Origin of the sequence: Bradyrhizobium sp. A5 (genome assembly GCF_042076515.1) — a bacterium.
Lineage (GTDB): Bacteria > Pseudomonadota > Alphaproteobacteria > Rhizobiales > Xanthobacteraceae > Bradyrhizobium > Bradyrhizobium cosmicum.
The window spans coordinates 1,336,408-1,351,178 of the sequence record NZ_CP148990.1; the positions used below are offsets into that span (position 1 = coordinate 1,336,408).

Below are 14,771 nucleotides of genomic sequence, written 5' to 3' on the forward strand. Positions count from 1 at the left end.
GAACATCAATCGCAATCCTGTATTGCGTCGGCCGCAGGCCAGTACTCTATCCTTAGGCTCAGCAGATTGTCGTGCGAAATGGAAAACGACGAAGTATTTGAGCGGTCGAGGGAGATTGAGGAATCTAGATGAGAGCTGGCGCTCAACACAGCCCCTTCACTCTGGCTGCACGGCATAAGCGGCCCGGACCGTGACGTTGCGCGTTCCGGACCGATGGGTGTGATGCGCGCTGATCTAGCTGCAGCTCAGCGGCAACGGTTGGCCGGGATGCAGCTCGTACCAGTCATAGCAATCCGGATAGGCGCCGTAGAATCCATATCCGGGCCGTCCGAAGCGGTGAAATGCGTGCTGGCGGAGACCGCCGGCATGACCGCCGAAGCCGAGGTGCTCGCCCCCGAACCGGGCGCCGCCGCCGAAGCCGCCCTCATGCCCCATGCCGCCGAAATGCGCGCCGCCGCCGAAGCCCCCATGTCCGCCGCCGAAGCCGCCGCCACCAAAGCCGCCGTGGCCGCCACCACCACCACCGCCGTGCGCGCTGGCCGCGCCGATGGCGAGTGTCGAGGCTAGCGCTGCTGTCGCAAGAATCATGATCGCTCGTTGCATGGAAAACCTCATGGAAAACTCCTCTCGTGTTGAGCGGCCCGGCCATCCCGAAGCCGCTGACGCATCGCGCTACGCGCGCGAGGCGCTGATGATTGGGCCTGTGATGCAGGAGAGGTAGGAGCGATGCGCGGCAATCCAACTGAATTCGGCGTCATACATCAGTCGCGCCACTCGCCAAGGTGAAACCGCCGCGCAGGGTCGCGCAAACGCGAGAAAGCGGGCTGAATGGATCAGCCCGCTCCCTGTCATTCGATGTACGGCGGCCCGCGGCGTCATCCGCGCAGGCGGGCCGGCGCGCTCAGTAGCTGCCGGTGCCCGGCTCGCACGGCACGTTGTTGCCGGTCCACGGCGCGGTGGCGAAGGCGCCGACGCGCGGCGCCGGAATGCAGGCGCGCTCGCCCGGATAGTAGAACGGCGCGTTCATTGCGACCGTATCGGCTTTCACCGCGGGCTGCTGCACGACGCGATGATGCTCGCGCGCCATGACGGGTCCGCCCAGCATGGCGGCTGCGATCAATCCCATCGACAATAATTTGGACGTGGTCATTCGCTCTCTCCATTGATGACATCGGGCCGGAACCAAGCCGGCTCGTCATCGAGGTGAGAACGATCGGGCGCGATTCAAACGCACGATTTGCTCACCGCAATTCAACCGCCTGTGAGCCGATGCGGCGTCACAACCACGATCGTGCGAATGCATAACATCCGTGGCCCCTGAAACTACAGCGCGTGCGTTGAGGGCGTATGTTCGATCCAGTGCAGTTCGAAAGCGGAGCCCGCAAGATGATCACGATATTGGCAACACGCCTCGTCCTTGCATGGGTGCTGCTCGTGAGGCGAGCCGCCCGGAGCATGAACTGGAATTCAATGGCAGCGCTCGCGCCGCGGGCCTATCTCGCACCACAGCGAGTGGCCGGCATCGGACGGCGTCAAGGCCGCGGGGTCGGTGCGCGCGGACAACGGACATGACACCGCGCGCTGCTGAACGCACGCTTCCTCACCGCGCGCCAGGACGCCGCGCGAAAGGTGGAGCGAAGATCATGAACCGGATTCTCCTGATCGAGGACGACGCCGAGACCGCCGAGGCGATCGTGGCCGAACTCGCCGATCGCGGCTTCGAAGTGCAATGGGCCGGCGACGGCGTCGATGGTCTCGACCGGGCTCGCGCGTCGAGCCCGGATGCCATGATCGTCGACCGCATGCTGCCCGGCATGGACGGGCTCACCGTCATAGAGGCGCTGCGCAAGGATCAGGTCACGACGCCCGTGCTGGTGCTCAGTGCACTCGGCGCTGTGGATGACCGGGTGCGCGGATTGCGTATGGGCGGAGACGACTATCTCACCAAGCCGTTCGCGCTGGTCGAACTGGTCGCGCGGATCGAGGCGCTGCTGCGCCGTCCCGGCGACAGCCGCGAGACCATTCTGCATGCTGGGCCGCTCAAGCTCGACCTGATCGAGCGGACCGCGCGGCGTGGCGAGCGCGAGCTCGACCTGCTGCCGCGCGAATTCCGCCTGCTCGAATACATGATGCGCCGGAACGACCAGCTGCTGACGCGCGCCATGCTGCTCGAAGAGGTCTGGAACTACAAGTTCGTTCCGGCGACCACGAATTTGATCGACGTCCATATGGGCCGGCTTCGCCACAAGGTCGACGGCCCCGGAGAGACGCCGCTGATCCACAACGTCCGGGGCTCCGGCTTCGTTCTGCGCTCGCGGCAATAGGGGGCGGGCAATGCACCAGATCCGGTTGATCCGCTCCGGCACATTCCTCTGGGCCCTGGCCGTGGCGGCGGGCTTCGCGCTGTTCGTGGTCGCGCTGTTCGCGTTCATCTACTGGAAGCTCGACGACTATCTGGTCGCGCGCTCCGATCGCATGATCACCACGCAGATCCACTTCGTTGCGGACCTGCCGCCGGCGCGCCGCGTCAGCGCCATCGCAGATCATCTGGCGCAGGACTCCAGGGGCGTGCAATACGCGGCACTGTTCGATGCCGCCGGCGCCCGCCTTGCCGGCAACATCGATCGCCTGCCGCGCGAACTCGGACTCGGCGGAGCGGTGCAGGGTGTGCCGCTCGACCCGGTGGAAAAGGCCGCGGCGCATGTTCCGGTGGTCAGGGCGGTCGGCAGGCGCCTCGACGATGGCGATATCCTGGTAATGGGACGGAACGTCGACGAGACGCGCGAGATATCGAGCGTCGTGGGGGAGGCCCTGGCCCTCGGCCTGCTGCCGGCCTTCAGCCTCTGCCTGTTGGCCGGTGTCTGGCTGAGCGTCCGCGCCCAGAGGCGCGTGGAGGAGGTCAACCAGCGGGTCCAGCGCATCGTGGCCGGCGAGCTGCGCGAGCGGCTCCCGGAGGGCAGTACGGACGATTCCTTCGCGCGGCTGGCTGGAATCGTCAACGGCATGCTCGACGAGATGGAGACCATGATCAATGCGCTGGCCGGCGTCGGCAACGACATCGCTCATGATCTCAGGACGCCGCTGACGCGCGTCCGTCTGGCGCTGGAGCGCGGTCGAACGCATGCGGCAACGCTGGAAGAGCTCCAGGACGTCTCGGACAAGGCCATCGCCGGCATCGACCAGTCGCTTGCGATCGTCACGGCCCTGCTGCGTCTGACCGAAATCGAGAACAACCGCCGCATGGCCGGTTTTGGCGACGTCGCGCTCGACGAGATCCTGCGGGAGGTGTGCGACGTCTACGAGCCCATCGCCGAAGACAAGCGCATCGGGCTCGGGGTCGTCATCGAGCGCAATGTGCGGGTGTGGGGCGACCGCGACCTGCTGTTCGAGGCGGTCGCTAATCTCGTCGACAATGCCGTCAAGTTCACGCCGTCAGGCGGACGGGTGGAACTCGCGCTGGAAGCGGAGGACGACACCGCGCTCGTGCGCGTGAGCGACACCGGGCCCGGCATCAGCGAGCAGGAGCGCGAGGCGGTGCTGCGGCGGTTCTATCGCTCCGACAAGATGCGCAACACGCCCGGCGTCGGGCTCGGACTGAGCCTGGTGGCCGCAATCGTCAAGCTGCACGGCTTCCGGCTGATCATTGGCCCCGCTCCCGGAGGGCGGATCGAGATCCTCGCCTGGACCGGGAAGGCGGGCATGCCCATCACGCGCCGGTCGCGGACATTGCTGCATGCAGACGCGAGCCGGATGGGATGACCAGACCATGGACGATGCTTTCGAGATCAACCAGCCGGCCTGGACCAGAGGAGTGACAAATGCAGACTAGCCACGAACTAGCGAGGCGCGATCCCGTTGCCATGCCGCCCGCAGCGGTGTCGCCACCGTTCCTCAGCGCATATTCGGCAACCATCAGGCGTTTCGACCTGCTTGAGCCGGAGCAGGAGCAGCAGCTGGCAAGGCGCTGGCAGGAGACGCGGGACCGGAGTGCGGCGGACGCGCTCGTCACCAGCCATCTCCGGCTCGCCGCCAAGCTGGCGCGCGGTTACAAGGGATACGGACTTCCGCTGGTCGATCTGATCGCGGAAGCGAATCTCGGCCTCGTGATCGCGGCGTCACGCTTCGAACCCGGCCGCGGCGCGCGATTCTCCAGCTATGCAGTCTGGTGGATCAAGGCGGCGATTCACGAGTACATCCTGCGCTCATGGTCCCTGGTCAAGATCGGGACGACGGCCGCCCAGAAGAGGCTGTTCTTCAAGCTCCGCAGCGAGATCAGGAAAGCCACCGGCAACGTGATGACAGGGCTCACACCTGACGTCGTCGAATTGATCGCCGGGAAGCTCGAGGTGACGGCGCGTGAGGTGATCGAGATGGACGCGCGGCTCAATGGCGACATGTCGTTGAACGCCCGTGTCGGCGATGAGGACAGTGGAACCGAGCTGGAAGCCTTGCTGGTCGACGGGGCGGCCGACGCGGAGACGACGCTCGCCGATCACGAGCTGTCGGAGCATCGCACCAGGGCCCTGCGTGCCGCGCTGGGCGGGCTCGCGGCGCGGGAGCGTCGGATCTTCGAGGCACGGCGGCTGACGGAACGTCCCGTGACGCTCGATCAGCTCGCCCGCGAGCTAGCGATCTCCAGCGAACGTGTCAGGCAGATCGAGATTCGCGCCTTCGGCAAGGTGAAGCGGGCGGTCATGCTCGCCGCACAGGATGCGCCACGCGCCGCCGCGTGCGTCGGCTGAATTCGATTTCATTTGAACGGGGAACCGACAGTCCTCACCTGTCCGACGATTACGCATAACCCGCTTCAGGCAGACCATCATGGGAATTGTTCGCTTCGCGCTCCGGCTTCCGCACACATTCTATGTGCTTGCGGCGCTGATCCTGTTCCTCGGCGGCATCGCGATCCGCTCGATGCCGACAGATATTTTTCCGGAGATCCAGATTCCCGTCGTCACGGTCATCTGGAGCTACACCGGCCTTTCCACGCCGGAGATGGAGCAGCGCGTCAGCACCTACAGCCAGTATTCGATCAGCGCCAATGTCAGCGGCATCAAGAATATCGAAGCGCAGACCCTCAACGGTCTGTCGGTTCAGAAGATCTACTTCCAGCCGGACGTCAATCTCGATCTTGCGATCTCGCAGATCGTCTCGGCCACCAACGCGATCCGCGCCCTGATGCCGCCGGGCATCCAGCCGCCGATCATCGTGCAGTTCAACGCCTCGAGCGTGCCGGTGCTGCAGCTCAGTCTCGAGTCGAACAGCCTGAACGAGCAGCAGCTCTACGATTTCGGCATTTACCGCGTCCGCCAGCAGCTGGCTCCCGTTCCGGGCGTGACGTTGCCCACGCCTGCTGGCGGCAAATACCGTCAGATCATGGTCGACCTCGATCCGAACAAGCTGCTGTCGCGCGGATTGACGCCGCTCGACATCGTCAATGCGGTGAATACCCAGAATCTGACGCTGCCGACCGGCACGACGAAGATCGGCGACACCCAGTACACCGTTCGAACCAATGCGACGCCGGCCACGATCCAGGATCTCAACATGATCCCGGTCAAGTTCGTGAACGGGGCCACGATCTTTCTGAAGGACGTCGCCCAGGTCCGCGACGGCGCCCAGGTCCAGCAGAACATCGTGCGCGAGGACGGTCACCGCGCCGTCCTGCTCAGCGTCATCAAGAACGGAAACGCATCCACGCTCGCTGTCGTCAACGGCGTGAAGGCGGCTTTGACGTCGATCCGCGCGTCGGCTCCGGCGGGGCTGAAGATCAGCGAGCTGTTCGACCAGTCGATATTCGTCACCCATTCGGTCGATGGCGTGCTGCGCGAAGGCGCGATCGCGGCCGGGCTCACGGCGCTGATGATCCTGGTGTTTCTGGGGTCATGGCGATCGACGCTGGTTGTCCTGATCTCAATCCCGCTGGCAATGCTGTCCTCGCTGATCGTCCTGTATTTCCTCGGCGAGACCCTCAACACGATGACGCTCGGCGGGCTTGCCCTCGCGGTCGGTATCCTCGTCGACGATTCGACGGTGACGATCGAGAACACGCATCGGCTCTGGACCGAGCAAGGCATGCCGTTGTCGGAAGCGACCCTGCACGGAGCCGCTGAGATCGCGGTGCCGACGCTGGTCTCGACGCTCGCGATCAGTTGCGTGTTCACCTCGGTCGTGTTTCTGGAGGGCCCGGCCAAGTACCTCTTTACGCCGCTCGGCCTCGCCGTGGTGTTCGCGATGCTGGCGTCCTACGGGCTGTCGCGGACGCTCACGCCGATCACGATCGGCCTGCTGCTGAAAGGCGAGCGGCGCCATGGCGAGGGCGAGCGCCCGTCGAACATCTTCGCGCGCGCCTCCGCGGCGTTCGAGCGCGGCTTCGAGCGCCTGCGCGACGGATATTCCGATCTCCTCGACAGACTGCTACGACATCGCGTCATCGTTCCCGTCGTCGCCACGCTGGTGCTGGCGCTCGGCGCCACCATGTTCGCCTATGTGGGAAGGGACTTCTATCCCCTCATCGACGGGGGCCAGATCCAGCTGCACGTTCGCGCGCCCGCGGGCACGCGGATCGAGCGGACGGAAGCGATTTTCCAGGCGGTCGAGGACAAGATCCGCGAAGTCATTCCGGAGCGCGACCGGGCGCTGATCGTCGACAATATCGGCCTGCCGGCGCGCGCCTACAATCTCGCATTCACGGACGGCTCGACCATCGGGGTGAACGACGGCGTCATCCTGGTGTCGCTGAAGGACGGGCACAAGCCGACTGCGGATTACGTCAAGAAGCTGCGGGAGGTGCTGCCATCGGCGTTCCCGGAGGACACGTTCTATTTCCAGGCGGCGGATATCGTCACGCAGATCCTGAATTTTGGACTTCCGGCGCAGGTCGATGTCCGCACGGTCGGTTACGGTAACAACAACCTCGCCGTCGCCAAGGAGCTGCAGAAGAGCCTCGCCGCGATCCCCGGCGTAGTTGATGCGCATCTACAGCAGGAAGTCGATGCTCCCGCGTTCTACGCCGACATCGACCGCACCCGCGCCGCGCAACTCGGCCTCAACGCGAGCACAGTGGCGACCAATATCAATGTCAGCCTCAGTTCGTCCGCGCAGGTCTCGCCGAATTTCTGGACGGATCCAACGTCGGGCATCCCCTATTACCTGGCGGTACAAACACCGGAATACAGGGCCAATTCGCTGAATGCCCTGGGAAACACTCCGGTGTCGGCCTCGCTTGCCGCAAGCGGGCAGCCGGTTCCCGGCTTGCTCAGCAATGTCGCCACCTTCAAGCGGGGCACCGTTCCCACCAATTCGAACCAGGCCAATGTCCAGCCGGTGTACGACGTCTATGCGAGCGTGCAGGGTCGCGATCTCGGCAGCGTCGCGGCCGACATCGAGAAGGTGACGTCCACCCTGCAGAAGCAGCTGCAACCGGGCAATTCGATTCAAGTCCTGGGACAGATCCAGAGCATGCATCAGTCGTTCCGTGATCTCGGGATCGGTCTGATGTTCGCAGCCATCCTGGTTTACCTGCTGATGGTCGTGAACTACCAGAACTTCGGCGATCCCTTCGTCGTCATCATGGCGCTCCCGGCGACATTCTGCGGCATCGTGACGATGCTTTTCATCACCGGAACGACGCTGAACGTGCCATCGCTGATGGGAGCCATCATGGCGATCGGCGTTGCCTCGGCAAATTCCATCCTGCTCGTAACTTTCGCGCGCGACGAGCAGTTGAAGGGACACTCCGCGTTCCAGGCGGCACTCAGCGCCGGCCGGACGAGGATCAGGCCTGTGCTGATGACTGCGGCCGCGATGATCGTGGGCATGATCCCGATGGCGATCGGCGGGCCGGGCGAGGAGCAGAATGCCGCGCTCGCGCGGGCGGTCATCGGCGGCCTGCTGTTCGCAACCCCGACCACCTTGCTGATCGTGCCTTATCTCTTCGCCATGCTGCGCAAGGGCAATGACGGCAAGCCTCACCACGGCGTATTCGAGGAGCAACCGGAATGAGTGACGTTCGCGCAAGGACCGATGACGGGGGGGCGAGAGACCGCCCCCGGGCAGAAAACCTCCGGGTCGTGGAGCTGCCGGGCAAGGGCGCTCGATCCGGGCGCCGTTACGGCGGTGCGCTGCTCGGAGGAGGCGTGCTCCTGCTGCTTGCGGGCGGTCTCGGCATTGGCGGTTGGCGGCACTACGAGGCTGCGCGTGACGTGGCCGCGGTGGCAGAACAGGTCCGAACCAACGTTCCCGAGGTTCGGGTGGCGACGGTCCGGCCCAGCGGCGACATCCTGAAGGTGAGCTTGCCGGCGACGACGACTGCGTTCGAGGCGGCCAACATCTTCGCGCGGACCAGCGGCTATATCGAGAAGCGCCACGTCGATATCGGCGATCGGGTCAAGAAGGGCGACCTCCTCGCGGAAATCACCGCGCCCGAACTGGACCAGCAAATCGCGCAGGCGCAGGCTACACTGGCGCAGGATCAGGCGGCGCTTCAGCAGGCGCAGGCGAGCCGGGAACTGGCCGACGTCACCAATTCGCGCGACAGCAATCTCGTCAAGCAAGGCTGGTTGACGGCACAACAGGGCGACAACGATCGTCTCACCCTGCGCGCGCAGCAGGGCGCAGTGGGCATCGCGCAGTCGAACATCACGGCGCAGGAAGCGCAGATTCGCGTCCTCCAGCAGGAGAAGGCGTATCAGCGTGTGGTGGCACCGTTCGACGGCGTGGTCACGCAGCGCAACGTGGACAATGGCAGCCTGGTGCAAGCCGGGTCGACCTTCATGTTCACGCTGATGCATTCCAACGTGATCCGAACCCAGGTCTTCGTGCCGCAGGACGAGGCCTTCGGAGTCGGACCCGGCGTCGATGCTGAGATCCGCGTCCCCGAGATTCCGGGGCGGACGTTTGCGGGCAAGGTCACGCGGATCGCCACCGCGCTGCAGCCTGGGAGCCGGACGCTGCTGACCGAGATCGACGTGCCCAACCCTGATGGCCAGCTCAGTCCGGGCATCTATTGCACGGTCGAATTATCGATCCCGCGCAGGACGCCGTCTATGACCATCCCCTCCGATGCACTCGTCTTCGATCAGAACGGTCTTCATGTCGCGGTCGTGCGGAACGGGACGGTTCATCTGCAGCAGGTCTCGATCTCCAGAGACTTCGGCACCACGGTGGAAGTGCGCGACGGTGTTCAGCCCGGCGATCAGGTCGTGCTCAATCCTGCGGTCAATCTGGCTGAAGGCAGCACGGTCACCGTTCGCAAGGCCGAAGTGAGCTAGGGGCGCAGAGATGATGCGGATTGCATTCGCAACGGTGATGGCTCTGCTGCTCGGCGGATCTCCTGTTCAGGCACAGGTCGCAACGACAGGCAGCACGGCAATGGATCTGCCGACGGTGCCGGGCGCGATCGTGATCTCGCCGCTCAACAGTCCGGGGCCGTTTTCCGCAACGACCGTGCTGGGTGCTCCGGATACGACGTTGGCGCCCGTTCCGCTCGCGTCGGACCCGACCACGCCAGGGACGGTGGTGGTTTGCGCGCCACCGTCGTCATCGCCAACGCCGGTACCGGCGACCCCGACCGTATCGCCCACGGGCCTTGCGTCATCGGGCATCGCTGCTCCGATCCTGCCGGTTACGGGGCAGAACATCAGCTCCATCGGAACGATCTCCGCGGCTGCGCCGGCGGGAACGGGTGCGGCGGTGGCATGCAGCTCAACGCCGGGAGGACAGGTGACGAGCGCTGCGTCTCTGCCACTCTCGATTTCGCAAGTGCCCGCAAGCCCCGCGCCCGGCACGATCCCCGCGGATACCAGCGCCGCCGGCGGCACGGGCATAGACCCGAATGCCGCCGTCGTGCCCAGCCCGAACAGCTCGGCTTGCATGGAAGGAGTTTCGATGAACCTGGCGGAGCCTGCGACGATGCTGCCGGCCAACGCCTCAGGCGCGGCCCCGACGCCGGGCGTGTCGCCGATCCTGCCGCCGGGATGCTGAGGGGGCGGCAGGACGGATGATGCTTGTTTGCGGCGTCTGGTCATCGACCCCCGTACTGGCCGTGAAGATGGCTGGGGGCGAATACGGGCGCGGCGCCACCCGGACGCTCGAGACCCATTCGCCCGGCTGGCGTCAGCGCGCCACCATTCAGCACGTCGCGATCGGGGTACATCGATGCAAAGGCTGCCGGCTCCTGGTCGGCGAAAGACCAGGCTGCTGATGCGGACGATATCGTCGCTGTCGAGATCAGCGCTGCGGCGATCATGACCTTGAATGCACTCATAGCGATTCTCCATTGCTTGCTCTGTGCGAAGAGGCGCTTGGCGATGATCGCTGCTCGGCTGATGGCGTTTCCGGAATTGTTCTGTTGGGGGTTATGTAGGTAGTCCGGTCGAAGAGTCGCGGCGTATGTGCATCACTCTTGCGAGAAGATTCTATCATGGTTGTCAGAGTGCTCGCGAGATTGTGCGCGACCAAAAGTGGCCGGTATTCGTTTCCAAGCAGCGGATCGCGTGAACATCTGGAGTGTGAGCAATGAGATTACTCCCTGTCGTTTGTGTCGGCGTCTGTATTGCGCTGTCGGGCATTGCGTCCGCCCGCGGTGGTATGGGATCGCATATGTCGATGGGTGGCGGCGGTACGCTTGGCACGAGCGCCGCCACGCCAGGAACGAACTCGCTGGGGACCGCGCTTCCGTCGTCGGACGGCGGCGGTCATGCGACGAAGGGGCCGTTGCTCGGCACGGACCCGACCATCGACAACGACGACGCCCGGCTCGAGAAGATGCTGGAAGGATCGGTTTGCCGCGGTTGCTGAAGCGCGTGCATCCGCCGGCCTTGCGCGAACTGCCTCCGCAATACGCGCTTGGCGCGAGACGGATCTTTCGAGCCCCCGCGGCTGATTTTCAGATCGCACGAAATATCTCGAGAAAGCCCGAAGGGGGCAGGACGAGCCTCCACTCGCCGGCAGGCCTGAACGTGCCTTCGCGAAATTGGCGTTGGGTTTCAGAAGATCGTGGCCGTGGCCGCGGCTAATACAAGGAACGCGAACCGCTCGACAGAACGGGCGGTGTGGCCGGTCTGCGAGAAGCTCGATGGTGGCAAGGAGACGCGATGAACCAGTCAGGCAACGTGCCGCGTTCGGGACTTGGATCGTTGGTGTTGATCGCGGCCGTTCTCGGAGGCAGCGCGGCCGCGTTCGCATACACTGCAGGCTGGTTCTCGCCCGGGCGCCTGTCGCCGGAGCAGATGATCGCGGCGCTGGCGCCTCCGAGCGGTGCAGCGCTCGGGCACCGGCGAAATCATGCCAAGGGAATCTGCTTCACCGGCGTCTTCGAGGCGAACGGAAACGGCGTGGAGCTCTCGAGGGCCAAGGTCTTCGAGCGAGGCTCGTATCCGGCGCTCGGCCGCTTCAATCTAGGCACCGCCGATCCGAACGCCGTGGATGCAACTGTCCGTGTGCGCGGTTTGGGTTTGCAGATTGCAGCGGCGGACGGCGAAGAGTGGCGGATGGCGCTGATCAACCCGCCGGTCTTTGCAGTGTCGACGCCGCAAGCATTTCATGACCTGCTGATCGCGTCCGGCAAGAAGGATCCGGAGGCGATGAAGACGTTCATCCAGGCAAATCCGGAATTCACCGCCTTCGCGGACTGGGCCAAGACGGCGCCCTGGACCGCCAGCTACGCGGAAGAGCCTTACCACGGGCTCAACAGTTTCATCTTCACGGACGCGAAGGGCGGCGACCGCGCGGTTCGATGGTCGCTGCTGCCGACGGCGAACGTCGTTCCGATATCACAAGCCGAGCTGGATAAGCGCGGCCCGGATTTTCTCGAGCAGGAGATAGTGGAGCGGGTCAGGACCGCCGGTCCGCAGCGCTGGACCATGGTCACGACTGTCGCCGGTCCCGGCGATCCGACCGCGGACCCGAGCAAGGCCTGGCCCGAGGGCCGCCGTACGGTGCAGGTCGGAACGCTCGTCGTGCAGCGGATCGAACAGGAGCGGGATGGGCCCTGCCGTGACATCAACTTCGATCCGACCGTGCTACCGAAGGGAGTTCGAGTGTCGGACGATCCGTTCCCCGCCGCGCGCTCGTCAGTCTACCGCAAGTCCTACGATCTTCGTGCAGCCGAAGCCAGCGACTATCCGCGAACCGGGACCGCCAGGCCATGAGCAATGCTCCTCATCGTTTCGCCCTGATCCAGCGGCTCCTGCACTGGCTGATGGCAGCTTGCATCATCGCCATGCTCTTCATCGGCGTCGGCATGGTGTCCACCGTGGCGCAGACATATCTGCCCCTGATCCTGATCCACAAGACGCTCGGCGTCACCCTTCTGGTTCTCGTCGTGATCAGGCTGGCTCTGCGGCTCCATTACGGCGCGCCACCGTTGCCGGCTGATCTTCCGCCGGCGATGAAGCTGGGAGCGAGATTGTCGCACCTGGCCCTCTATGGCTTCATGATCGTCATGCCTTTGCTGGGGCTCGGCATGCTTTGGGCTGCGGCCTATCCAGTCGTTCTGTATGACGGGATTCGAATTCCGGCATTGCTGCCGCAGAGCGACCTCGTGCACACGCTGCTGTGGAATGCTCACTTTTATCTGGGCCTTGCGTTCTTTGCCCTCGTGCTGCTGCATTTGGCCGCCGGGCTGTTCCATGCCTTGATCCGGCGCGACGGCGTATTCGATGCGATCGCACTCCTGCCGTTGCGGGACAGGACGCCGGTGGAGTGAACGCTTCGCACGCCGGCGCGGCGAGCGTGCGGATAAACAACATCGCTGCATCCTGGAAAGATGACTGGAAGCGGATCTCTGTACGCTTGCCCGCATCCATGACCGGCTGGACGGTCATATGTTCAAGAGGCAAGCCATGACGGATATGCCGAACGCGAAGGCGTCGCTCGGAAGGGCCATTCACGCGATCGTCGGGAAATGGGGCATGCGGCCCAGCCGGCAACGGTGGAAGCCATGATGATGGAGTCGACGTACACGAGGCACCGGGAGATCGCCTGGCGCGGCGGCCGCACGAGTTCGACATCGCGATTGGTCGCCGAGGAGAGCGCCATCGCGCTCACCTACAACGGGTCGACCCATGCGGTCATGATGGGGACGCCCGCCGATCTGGAGGATTTCGGTGTCGGCTTCAGCCTCACCGAAGGAATCATCGCCCGGGCAAGCGAGATCGGGAGCATCGAGCTGATCTCGAACGAACTCGGCATGGAAGTGCGAATGTGGCTCGATGGCGATCGTGCGGCGACCTTGGCCGCGCGCCGCCGCGCCATCAGCGGCCCGGTCGGGTGCGGGTTATGCGGCATCGAAAGCCTCGAACAGGCGTGTCGCGCGCCGTCGCGCGTCGAGGGCCCCGGCCTTGCCTTTCACGCGCGGGATCTGCTGCACGCCATGCAGGCGTTATCTCCTCTCCAGATATTGAATCAGCACACACGCTCCGTTCACGCGGCAGCCTTCTGGCATCCTCGCGCCGGCATTACTCTGGTCAGGGAGGATGTCGGCCGGCACAATGCGCTCGACAAGCTCGCCGGTGCAATCGTCAGCGAGGGAAGATCGGCCTGCGATGGCGCGGTGCTGCTGACGAGCCGCGTTTCGGTCGAGATGGTGCAGAAGGCAGCGATGATCGGGGCACCGGTCATCGTGGCCGTTTCCGCGCCGACCGCACTCGCAATCCGGACTGCGGATGAGGCGGGGATTACGCTGCTGGCGATCGCCCGCGATGACGGATACGGCGTATTCACGCATCCGCGCCGCGTTCTGCTGCCGGAAGAAGCCGCGCCGCGCGCCGGCTGCTGACGTCGCGGACCTGCGAACATGGCGATGCAAGCTGCATTAACGGAGCCTTCGGCCAAGGCAGGAGTCGAGGTCTACGCTCCGGAACGATCGCTGCTGGTGGCCTCTATCCTGAGCATGTCGGGAGGTTTCCTCGACGCCTTCACATGGCTATCGCTCGGGGTCTTCGCCAGTTCCCAAACCGGCAATGTCGTTTTCCTCGGGGTCTACGCCCTGTCCGGGCAATGGCAGCGGGCGCTCCACCATCTCCTTCCGCTGGCGGCCTTCGTCTTGGGAGCGGTGGTGGCGGTCCGCACCCGGGCGGTACGGGGCTGTCTCGTCGGAGGGATCGTCTGCCTGACAGCGGCGCTGCTGCTGCTCCATCGTGCTCCCGATCAGATCGTGATCCTCGGAATCTCCTTCGGCGTCGCGCTGCAATCGGCGAGTTTCAGGCAGGTCGGGCGCTGGAAGTATCTCTCGGTCACCGTCACCGGAAACATGCTACGGGCTATCGATCAGTTCGTTGATGCGTCCGATCCGGATGCGGCGTCGGGCGCCGGTACCATGCTCACGCTCTGCCTGACGTTCCTGTTGGGCGCCGCCGCCGGCGGCTGCGTGACCAAATGGCTGGGAACATGGAGCCTCGCACTGCCGATCGCCTCGTCGATGTGCGTTCTCTGGCTCTGTCGCCGGCGAAATCATCCGCGTTGACATCGCGCTCGCTCGTTGCGGGCTGAGGCGCCCGCCATGCCATTCGGTAAAAGGACGTTCGTTCGCGGAAGCGTGCGCACCGTGCTGTCCGTAGAGTTTCGATCAGTGCCACAAGGGCGCTTCCGACACGGCTGCCAGGAGAGGCAAGGATGAACGACCTCCGCAAAGAGACAGAGAGCCTGGGTGAAGTGAACCTTCCCGCGGGCAGGCTCCGGGATGTGGCCGTGGTCCTCAAGGTCGATAATGTTCCGCAGCCGGCCGCTCAGGCGCCAGCGGCCGCGAACCGCGCCTGAGCGAACGGGAG

15 protein-coding genes are annotated in these 14,771 nt (G+C 64.7%); 11 read left to right on the forward strand and 4 right to left on the reverse strand.

Going from position 1 to position 14,771, the window contains the following annotated elements:
* Nucleotides 1-234: 234 nt before the first annotated feature.
* Nucleotides 235-615 (reverse strand): hypothetical protein, encoded by a 381-nt coding sequence (locus tag WHZ77_RS06265; protein WP_375312881.1) that lies wholly within the window; start codon nt 613-615, stop codon nt 235-237.
* Nucleotides 616-901: 286 nt separating this feature from the next.
* A complete protein-coding gene (locus tag WHZ77_RS06270) occupies nt 902-1,150 on the reverse strand; it encodes a hypothetical protein (RefSeq protein ID WP_375312882.1) in 249 nt (82 codons plus the stop codon).
* A 493-nt stretch (nt 1,151-1,643) separates the two neighbouring features.
* Here WHZ77_RS06270 and WHZ77_RS06275 point away from each other — a divergent pair, with 493 nt between their 5' ends.
* The 5 genes from WHZ77_RS06275 (at nt 1,644) to WHZ77_RS06295 (ending at nt 9,272) form a co-directional block, all read left to right on the forward strand.
* Nucleotides 1,644-2,324 (forward strand): response regulator transcription factor, encoded by a 681-nt coding sequence (locus WHZ77_RS06275; RefSeq protein WP_375312883.1) that lies wholly within the window; start codon nt 1,644-1,646, stop codon nt 2,322-2,324.
* A 10-nt stretch (nt 2,325-2,334) separates the two neighbouring features.
* Complete coding sequence (locus WHZ77_RS06280; RefSeq protein ID WP_375312884.1) at nt 2,335-3,759, forward strand: ATP-binding protein; 1,425 nt, start codon at nt 2,335-2,337, stop codon at nt 3,757-3,759.
* A gap of 59 nt (nt 3,760-3,818) precedes the next feature.
* Nucleotides 3,819-4,742: an RNA polymerase sigma factor RpoH gene (gene rpoH / locus WHZ77_RS06285; protein WP_375312885.1), complete on the forward strand. Its 924-nt coding sequence runs from the start codon at nt 3,819-3,821 to the stop codon at nt 4,740-4,742.
* Nucleotides 4,743-4,821: 79 nt separating this feature from the next.
* Complete coding sequence (locus WHZ77_RS06290) at nt 4,822-8,004, forward strand: efflux RND transporter permease subunit (protein ID WP_375312886.1); 3,183 nt, start codon at nt 4,822-4,824, stop codon at nt 8,002-8,004.
* A complete protein-coding gene (locus WHZ77_RS06295) occupies nt 8,001-9,272 on the forward strand; it encodes an efflux RND transporter periplasmic adaptor subunit (protein ID WP_375312887.1) in 1,272 nt (423 codons plus the stop codon). The genes WHZ77_RS06290 and WHZ77_RS06295 overlap by 4 nt, the downstream gene beginning before the upstream one ends.
* Before the next feature lie 66 nt (nt 9,273-9,338).
* On the opposite strand, the gene WHZ77_RS06300 is transcribed toward WHZ77_RS06295, so the two are convergent.
* Both WHZ77_RS06300 and WHZ77_RS06305 read right to left on the reverse strand, forming a co-directional pair.
* On the reverse strand, nt 9,339-10,028 hold the full coding sequence (locus WHZ77_RS06300; RefSeq protein ID WP_375312888.1) for a hypothetical protein: 690 nt from the start codon (nt 10,026-10,028) through the stop codon (nt 9,339-9,341).
* On the reverse strand, nt 10,025-10,267 hold the full coding sequence (locus WHZ77_RS06305; RefSeq protein ID WP_375312889.1) for a hypothetical protein: 243 nt from the start codon (nt 10,265-10,267) through the stop codon (nt 10,025-10,027). The genes WHZ77_RS06300 and WHZ77_RS06305 overlap by 4 nt, the downstream gene beginning before the upstream one ends.
* 251 nt (nt 10,268-10,518) lie before the next feature.
* On the opposite strand from WHZ77_RS06305, the gene WHZ77_RS06310 reads away from it, so the two are divergent.
* The 6 genes from WHZ77_RS06310 (at nt 10,519) to WHZ77_RS06335 (ending at nt 14,760) form a co-directional block, all read left to right on the forward strand.
* Nucleotides 10,519-10,800 carry a hypothetical protein gene (locus WHZ77_RS06310; protein WP_375312890.1) on the forward strand — a complete coding sequence of 94 codons (282 nt, stop codon included), beginning with the start codon at nt 10,519-10,521 and terminating at the stop codon, nt 10,798-10,800.
* Between the two features lie 296 nt (nt 10,801-11,096).
* Nucleotides 11,097-12,152 (forward strand): catalase family peroxidase, encoded by a 1,056-nt coding sequence (locus tag WHZ77_RS06315; RefSeq protein WP_375312891.1) that lies wholly within the window; start codon nt 11,097-11,099, stop codon nt 12,150-12,152.
* The gene (locus WHZ77_RS06320) at nt 12,149-12,709 is read left to right on the forward strand and encodes a cytochrome b (RefSeq protein WP_375312892.1); all 561 of its coding nucleotides are present in this window, start codon (nt 12,149-12,151) and stop codon (nt 12,707-12,709) included. The genes WHZ77_RS06315 and WHZ77_RS06320 overlap by 4 nt, the downstream gene beginning before the upstream one ends.
* Nucleotides 12,710-12,943: 234 nt before the next feature.
* Entirely contained in the window at nt 12,944-13,780 is an 837-nt protein-coding gene (fdhD, locus tag WHZ77_RS06325; RefSeq protein WP_375312893.1) for a formate dehydrogenase accessory sulfurtransferase FdhD, read from the forward strand.
* Nucleotides 13,781-13,798: 18 nt separating this feature from the next.
* Nucleotides 13,799-14,467: a YoaK family protein gene (locus tag WHZ77_RS06330; protein ID WP_375312894.1), complete on the forward strand. Its 669-nt coding sequence runs from the start codon at nt 13,799-13,801 to the stop codon at nt 14,465-14,467.
* 149 nt (nt 14,468-14,616) lie between these two features.
* On the forward strand, nt 14,617-14,760 hold the full coding sequence (locus tag WHZ77_RS06335; RefSeq protein ID WP_375312895.1) for a hypothetical protein: 144 nt from the start codon (nt 14,617-14,619) through the stop codon (nt 14,758-14,760).
* The last annotated feature ends 11 nt before the right edge of the window (nt 14,761-14,771 follow it).

Coding starts and splice junctions, on each gene's coding strand:
- WHZ77_RS06335 (WP_375312895.1), top strand. CDS start 14,617: ATGAACGACCTCCGCAAAGAGACAGAGAGCCTGGGTGAAGTGAACCTT.
- WHZ77_RS06265 (WP_375312881.1), bottom strand. CDS start 615: ATGAGGTTTTCCATGCAACGAGCGATCATGATTCTTGCGACAGCAGCG.
- WHZ77_RS06305 (WP_375312889.1), bottom strand. CDS start 10,267: ATGAGTGCATTCAAGGTCATGATCGCCGCAGCGCTGATCTCGACAGCG.
- WHZ77_RS06275 (WP_375312883.1), top strand. CDS start 1,644: ATGAACCGGATTCTCCTGATCGAGGACGACGCCGAGACCGCCGAGGCG.
- WHZ77_RS06290 (WP_375312886.1), top strand. CDS start 4,822: ATGGGAATTGTTCGCTTCGCGCTCCGGCTTCCGCACACATTCTATGTG.
- WHZ77_RS06300 (WP_375312888.1), bottom strand. CDS start 10,028: ATGACCAGACGCCGCAAACAAGCATCATCCGTCCTGCCGCCCCCTCAG.
- WHZ77_RS06280 (WP_375312884.1), top strand. CDS start 2,335: ATGCACCAGATCCGGTTGATCCGCTCCGGCACATTCCTCTGGGCCCTG.
- WHZ77_RS06270 (WP_375312882.1), bottom strand. CDS start 1,150: ATGACCACGTCCAAATTATTGTCGATGGGATTGATCGCAGCCGCCATG.
- WHZ77_RS06320 (WP_375312892.1), top strand. CDS start 12,149: ATGAGCAATGCTCCTCATCGTTTCGCCCTGATCCAGCGGCTCCTGCAC.
- WHZ77_RS06310 (WP_375312890.1), top strand. CDS start 10,519: ATGAGATTACTCCCTGTCGTTTGTGTCGGCGTCTGTATTGCGCTGTCG.
- WHZ77_RS06315 (WP_375312891.1), top strand. CDS start 11,097: ATGAACCAGTCAGGCAACGTGCCGCGTTCGGGACTTGGATCGTTGGTG.
- rpoH (WP_375312885.1), top strand. CDS start 3,819: ATGCAGACTAGCCACGAACTAGCGAGGCGCGATCCCGTTGCCATGCCG.
- fdhD (WP_375312893.1), top strand. CDS start 12,944: ATGATGATGGAGTCGACGTACACGAGGCACCGGGAGATCGCCTGGCGC.
- WHZ77_RS06295 (WP_375312887.1), top strand. CDS start 8,001: ATGAGTGACGTTCGCGCAAGGACCGATGACGGGGGGGCGAGAGACCGC.
- WHZ77_RS06330 (WP_375312894.1), top strand. CDS start 13,799: ATGGCGATGCAAGCTGCATTAACGGAGCCTTCGGCCAAGGCAGGAGTC.